This is a genomic window from Acinetobacter higginsii (genome assembly GCF_000369525.1).
Taxonomy (GTDB): Bacteria; Pseudomonadota; Gammaproteobacteria; order Pseudomonadales; family Moraxellaceae; genus Acinetobacter; species Acinetobacter higginsii.
In genome coordinates, this window is record NZ_KB850075.1 from 1 (window position 1) to 4,151 (window position 4,151).

Consider the following 4,151-nt stretch of genomic DNA (forward strand, 5'->3'; position numbering starts at 1 on the left):
CGTTGCCGTCCATTGCTTTAGGGTTATGAATCGCAAACTGATAAGGATATTTTGAGCCAATTTCAGACTGAATGAAGTGCTCAACCAGTTCTAGGCGTTGCTCGGCATTCATCTCTCTAGGTAGGGCTATTTCATATTCTCGATAGGTACTGCCATTTTTGCGCTCGTAAAGGTCGGCTGCTTCCCAAAAGGTAATCGGATTATGTTCAGCCCATTTCGGCATGTTTCCATAATCGCTATGTTCAAGGTCATTTTCTGCCTGTTCCTGTTTCAGCTTCTTTTCTTCGTCCCGATCAATATATTCAGCATGCGGTGCTGCTTTGCCTGCCTTACCGACTTTGACACTTAAACGGGCTATTGCCATTAGGTTTTATCCTGTTCCTTTTTTCGGTTTCGTTCTTTCTTAAATGCTCTTTGATCGAGTATGGAAGCCCACATCATAATGATGATAAGTAGCGGTGCTGCGATCACGCCAAAAGTAATATCTTTGATTTTTCCCAATACCTGTTTTAGTTGCATGCTGTTGCTCCTAGCTTTGGTACTTCTTTTTTCCGTAAATTGAAAATTTACGAAAAAAAGAAGTTTCAGGGTCTTAGGGATGAAGTCCCTAACGTGCTTAGGTTTCTCAATGAAATTGAGAAACGTCTAAGCGCGCCATCAAAATTTTGATGGAAGTGCAGGCGACAATCTCTAGAACGAACTTTAACAAAATTATGGACATTGGACGTAATTATTTTGTTAAAGTTCTTTGAGAATTAAGCCTGTACTTTTGCGGTATCTGAATTAATGGAATTGAATATGAATAATGATTGGCTATCTGAAAAAATTACCTATATTTCTGCTTTAAAAAATCCTAGTGATGCACAAAAGCTTTTATTAGAATTAGCAAAAATCCAATACCGTACTCCCGACCAAGAAAAAAAGCTCAATGCCTTAATCAAAGCTGAAAAAGCTATAGATCGAGCGAATAAGCAAAAGGTAGCTGTTAGAAAATTACTGAATGCAGAAAAAGAAGCTGAACGTAAAGCTCGTACACGTCATCTCATCCAATTAGGCGCACTTTTTGAGATTGCGAACCTAGATCAACGGGACCCAGCCGAATTACTTGGAATTTTGCTTAAAACTGCTGAAATCGACCCAAATGATATGAAATGGCAGATTTGGAAGGATTTAGGACAAGAAACTCTAAATCAGCGTAAAGAATCTTAGAATTAAACAACTTTTTTAAAAAAAAATTGATATTTAAAATTATAGGCTTAAAATTTTCAGCTTAAAGGAGATGGCTATCCTCCTTATACAAACCGCCAATTCTGGCTGATGATACCTACGTTTCCCTCAAGCAGGGTACGTAGTTGCGTGCTCTGCTTTTACAAAATGGAGCTACGCTATGTTTTCCCTTCATAAAGTTATTTATATATCTTTTGCTGCTCATAACTAGGAGCAGACATGTATTTTTCTCTTTTATCAATTGCTCTCGGTTCTGTAATTGGTGCCTGGCTTCGTTGGGGCATAAGTCTGAGATTTAATAGAGTCTTTGAAAACATTCCATTTGGAACAGTGATTGTTAACTTAATCGGTGCTTTCATTATCGGGTTAGCTGTATCATTTTTTTCAAACAGTTCAATAAGTCCTAATTATAAATTATTTGTTGTTACAGGCTTCTGCGGTGCTTTAACGACATTTTCAACATTTTCAGTTGAAATTGTTGAGTTGCTACAAGCTTCAAAGCTTGAATATGCTATCTCAACAATAGCCATTCATGTAATTGGTTCACTGATCTTCACTGTGCTAGGAATTGTTTCCTATCAATTTTTTACAAATCATTAATAGTTCAAATATTAGAAGGTAAAACAATGAGTTTTAAAAATGTTAAAGCAGGTATTAATCCGCCAGATGACTTTAATAGCATCATAGAAATCCCTGCAAATGCTAAACCCATAAAGTATGAAGTAAATAAAGAATATGATGCATTATTGGTTGATCGTTTCCTAAGTACAGCAATGTCTTATCCTTCTAATTACGGTTATATCCCTCAGACATTAAGTGAAGATGGTGATCCATTAGATGTATTTGTAATAGCTCCACATGCAGTTGCTGTAGGATCAGTAATTCGCAGCCGCCCTGTTGGAGTCATGTATATGGAAGATGAAGCAGGTATTGATGCAAAGATAATTGCTGTACCTCATTCTAAGCTCACTCCCCTATATGACAATGTTAAAGATCTGAATGACATTCCTCAGCTTCAATTAGATCAAATGAAACATTTCTTTGAACACTATAAAGATTTAGAAAAAGACAAATGGATGAAATTTAACGGTTGGGGAAATGTTGAAGAAGCAAGAATGGAAATAATTAAAGCAATAAAAAACCATGAATAGCCTAAGCAAAAAATAGGCTAAAAATGTAAACCTGCACTAATCAACCTCCTAAAAAACAAATGCTCTCACTCTCTCAACACGCCCCAAAGCGTCGCACTTCGTGCTTTGGCTTTGGAAACGGTTGAGAGAGTTTCGGCAATACTCACCCTAAGGGCAGTCATTTAAAAAAATGACATATCCCCTAAGTATTGCCGATTTACCTGTATATATTTGGCTTCGGAGCCACGTATATCGGTCGTATCCGCACATAGCTTTGCTGACTATGCAGACAAGGACTCAAAGTCTTGCACTTCGCTCCACGCGCTCCCTGTCGTTACATTGCCTGTATCTCTGCGAGGGTTTCCCCAACGTACAACTTAACAAGTCCTATGTAACTACTCCCAACGCTCCGCCTATGTGAGATCCCCTGTAAGCGGTTTAGCCTTTCGACTATAGCTACAATACGCCAGTGACACTTATTCCTACCACACGTACTGCATGCCGACCGTAAAACGGACACGCAGAAGCGGGCAAAGCTCGATCTATGATGCTTATTTGACGATTTAAAACACGAATTAACGAAGACTTATCATTTTGAGTCTTGATCTAAACACCGTTTATTGTGAAAATAGAGTTCAGGTACAAGCCTAGTGTGAAATCATAACGGTCGCCAAACCTTATGATCTTCGTTATTCGATGCTGATACATCAAATAACTGCGTACCGCTGAATATAAAGCGAAAGCCCATTTAGTTTCAATACTGAATGGGCTTTTTCTTTTTCAGGTGATCGTTATTTAGGGTCTATAATGCAGAAATCTTTATTTTTTCCATAAATACACTGTTCTTTCATCACACGAACGCACGTTTTAGATTCTTCTCCAACGGTACAATTTCGAATATCAAGCTGAATACCATCCTGCCTTAAGCTTTCAATTGTAGAAATATTTTCAAGTGGTTTGATATAAACGCTAAATATCCAAATGATCCCAAGCATAAGAATCATAAAGATTCCTAAAATTAGGGTGAGAAGCTTCCATGAGAGTTGATCACTTGCTGATTCAATCGAGTTTTTTAAACGTCCAAGTGCTTTGGCGGTACTAATAAGCTCCGCTGTACCCTCCTTTAAGCCCGTATTTAGCGATTTTGATACGGTGCTATGGGTTTGCCCAGCAATGACCTTTTGAATGCGTTCTTCGGTGATTTGAAGCTCTTTAACAGCCTGATTGACTAGGTTCTGCTGTTGTTCTGCAACTGCCATCAGTGCATATAGCTTTTTTTCATCAGGTGTCATCGGCTCATCCCTCTAAACTTCATGGTTTTCTGTTGCTCTCGTTCTAATTTCTGCTGTTCTTTGTACTGTTCCAAAGCAAGCTGTTTGAAGCTGTCAAAATCAGCCTTAAAGCTCTCAATCCCCTGTTTAATTTCTTTGTCTGAAATTGGGCTGTCTTTGAGGTCTTTCAGGTCTTTTTTCGGGTCGCCTAAGTCTAGTTGTTCAAGCTCTTTATAGGCTGTGCGTGACTGTTGCAGGGCTTCCCTGATTTCAGGGTCTTTGGCTTGGCTTGGTAATAGTTTTTTTTCAGGTTCTTTCTCTATGCCTTGCTCTTTGTAGCTTCGCATATCAATACGACTGTCAATTTGATGTTTTTCTAAATGGCTGTTGCATAAATCTGCCCATCTTTGGCGTAGGTCTTTAATATCGTTTTTTCGTTCCTGGTAACTCTTGCCTGTATTGTCTTTTTTAGCTCCGCCACGTTCAGGATTCTTGCTGTTATAGCGTTTGAAATATTGCTCTG

The 4,151-nt window shown here is 38.5% G+C and carries 7 protein-coding genes and 1 riboswitch; of the genes, 3 read left to right on the forward strand and 4 right to left on the reverse strand.

The annotated features are described in order from the left end of the window. The coding region (locus F902_RS20460; protein ID WP_005206659.1) for a MobA/MobL family protein at positions 1–364 on the reverse strand (364 nt) is incomplete at its 3' end. After that, positions 364–519 (reverse strand): hypothetical protein, encoded by a 156-nt coding sequence (locus tag F902_RS22755; RefSeq protein ID WP_004844891.1) that lies wholly within the window; start codon positions 517–519, stop codon positions 364–366. The genes F902_RS20460 and F902_RS22755, both read right to left, overlap by 1 nt. Before the next feature lie 279 nt (positions 520–798). Here F902_RS22755 and F902_RS20465 point away from each other — a divergent pair, with 279 nt between their 5' ends. From F902_RS20465 to ppa, 3 genes are all read left to right on the forward strand, one after another. Continuing rightward, positions 799–1,209, forward strand: a complete 411-nt coding sequence (locus F902_RS20465) for a conjugal transfer protein TraD (protein ID WP_004844889.1) — start codon at positions 799–801, stop codon at positions 1,207–1,209. Between the two features lie 57 nt (positions 1,210–1,266). After that, positions 1,267–1,334: riboswitch (Fluoride riboswitch) on the forward strand. Between the two features lie 112 nt (positions 1,335–1,446). Further along, positions 1,447–1,827 carry a fluoride efflux transporter CrcB gene (crcB, locus tag F902_RS20470; RefSeq protein ID WP_005206661.1) on the forward strand — a complete coding sequence of 127 codons (381 nt, stop codon included), beginning with the start codon at positions 1,447–1,449 and terminating at the stop codon, positions 1,825–1,827. Positions 1,828–1,853: 26 nt separating this feature from the next. After that, entirely contained in the window at positions 1,854–2,378 is a 525-nt protein-coding gene (gene ppa, locus F902_RS20475) for an inorganic diphosphatase (RefSeq protein WP_005206664.1), read from the forward strand. A 770-nt stretch (positions 2,379–3,148) separates the two neighbouring features. Here the strand turns inward: ppa and F902_RS20480 are convergent. Both F902_RS20480 and F902_RS20485 read right to left on the reverse strand, forming a co-directional pair. Further along, complete coding sequence (locus F902_RS20480) at positions 3,149–3,649, reverse strand: hypothetical protein (protein ID WP_004844894.1); 501 nt, start codon at positions 3,647–3,649, stop codon at positions 3,149–3,151. After that, positions 3,646–4,151, reverse strand: a 506-nt coding sequence (locus F902_RS20485) for a MobA/MobL family protein (RefSeq protein ID WP_005206666.1), incomplete at its 5' end; no start/stop codon positions are given. The genes F902_RS20485 and F902_RS20480, both read right to left, overlap by 4 nt.